1 protein-coding gene and 1 pseudogene are annotated in these 2,295 nt (G+C 32.6%); both read left to right on the top strand.

Features of this window, described 5'->3' with window-relative positions:
- Positions 1 to 971: pseudogene (locus AJ887_RS03885) on the top strand (hypothetical protein); the annotation flags it as partial.
- 140 nt (positions 972 to 1,111) lie between these two features.
- A partial coding sequence (locus AJ887_RS03890; RefSeq protein ID WP_070284854.1) for a phage tail sheath family protein occupies positions 1,112 to 2,295 on the top strand: 1,184 nt, incomplete at its 3' end.

Here is a 2,295-nt window from a genome sequence, read left to right on the forward strand (position 1 = left end):
TTCCAGATATTAATCAAGGCTCAAAAGAGCCAAGTGAACCTATAGTTAGTGATAAGCTTAATGAAAAAAGAGTAAATGAATTAATTGATAAAAAACTCGAAGGGATTAAAGGTATAAAGGGCGAAAAAGGAGATAAGGGCGAAAAAGGAGATAAGGGGGATAAAGGAGATAAAGGCGAAGATGCAAACTCTAATTTAAAAGAATTACAAATCCTTGATGGTAAAAAATTAAGGGTTGAGTTTAGCACCAAACAAACAAGCTCAGCCTATCCTTTAAAAACCTTAACCCTTTCAAGACTTGGTATAAAATTAGCAGGAGATAATGAGTTTTTAAAGATTAATGCTTTGGAGTTTATTGACAATTCTAACAATAATCTTTTACTAGGCAATATAGAAAATGAAACTTTAAATAAAGCTTCAAAAGAACACGCCACTACTTTACCTGCTGAGTTTAGTTTAGAAAATGCTAATACTGAAGGTTTAGACTCATATGCAAAAGTAAAAATCACTTCAAATGGAGCTTATGAATTTGGCAATCGTTACACTCCATATTACGCTTTTAGAGAATATGATGAAAAAAATATTAGCGTGTTTTTAGCTAATGATGGATTAGAAAATCCTTTTTATACTATAGAATGCGAACTCTCTAAACCTATAAAAGAGTTTAAATTCACTCCTTGGGGGTATGGCGTGGGTGGAAACTTCTTTAGCGAAAATCTAAATATTAAAATTTTTATAGATGACATTCTTTTTAAAGAGTTTAATTCCTTAAATCCAAATAGTAAAGAAATCGATACAGATTTTATTATTAATTTCAATATAAAAGGAGATAAGCTTATTTATGATGAGTTTAAAGATAGGGTTGATGAGAGATTTAGGATAGTAGAGAATGAACTTAAAGGCTTAGGCTCTACATTTACAAAAGCAAGCGCATTAAGTGAAGTTAAAAGCAAAAGAGTTAAAAAAACATAAATAAAGTAAGCTACTTAGGACAGGAAAAAGGTTTGGCTTTTGGGGCAAACACGCAGTGTTTGGGCGGGGAAGCCTTTAGCATTTGGTTCTTTAGGCAAACTTGTTCGCTGTTAAAAGAACATAAGAAAGGAAAATGAATAATGACAGCAAATTATGGAGTTAATTTTAATATCAGTAATGGTGCAGCAAGTCCTATTAAAGTGCAAAGTGATACGCCTATAGGTATTGCTGGGGCTATAAAAGGTGCAAGTAAAGAAATGATTTACACAAAGGCTGGTTATGAAAGCGTGGATAGCTTTCCAATCTTTGCCTTTTCAAATGTAAGCAAAGCAAAAGAATTTGTAAACGATTTAATCAAAGAAAATAACTTACAAGATTTTAGACTTTTAGATACTTTAGAATGTATCAATCTACAAAATGTAAGTAATGTAATTATTATTAGTTTTTTTGAAGAAAGCGAGGAAAGTGAAAACACTTTAATCAATATTGTTAATGCCATAGAAGCTTTTAAAAAAGCAAAGCATAAAACAGGTTTTAGCCCTGATTTAATCATTGCTCCTTATTACTCACATGAAGCAGGAGTAAAGGCTAAGCTTGAAAGTGTGGCAAGTTCTATGAATATCACAGCTATTGTGGATCTTTACGCTACAAATGTTGGCGAAGCTATTAATACAATGGAGGCTTTTAGCTCTAAAAGATTAATTGCCACTTGGCCACAGGTTCAAATCTTAAATACACAAGGAAAATACGCTTATGTTCCACAATCTCCTATCATCGCAGGTTTAATAGCTCATACAGATGGAGATAAAGAATATGGCTTTAGTGATTCTTACTCAAATAGAGTGATGAATGGGGTTACTGGCACAGAGTATTTTATAGAGTTTATCAATGGCTTTGATTGTGATGCAGAAAGACTAAGAAACGCTCATATTTCAACTTGTATTTTAAGTGAAGGTTATCGCTCTTGGGGTGGGGAAACTAGCCATGAAGATACGATTTGGCAAGATTTAGCTCGTGTAAGAACTTTTGATCGTATAGCCCTAGCAGGACAAAAAGCAGCTTTTAAAGCTATTGATAAAAAAGCAAGTGAATTATATTTTATAAAAATCAGCATTGAAGAATTGCTAAGAGATTTAAAAGGAGCTAAGGTTTTAATTGGCTATGAGGTAAGCTGGGATGAAGAAAGAAACACAGATGCCAATGTGAGTGCTGGTAAGTTTTATCTAAATATAAAAATGATGAATAATCCAATCGTTAAACAAATCACTTTAGAGTTCATCTACTCTGATGAATGGGCGAGTGATTTGATTAAAACTATTAGTGC

This window comes from Campylobacter sp. BCW_6466, from assembly GCF_001762835.1.
GTDB lineage: Bacteria > Campylobacterota > Campylobacteria > Campylobacterales > Campylobacteraceae > Campylobacter_D > Campylobacter_D jejuni.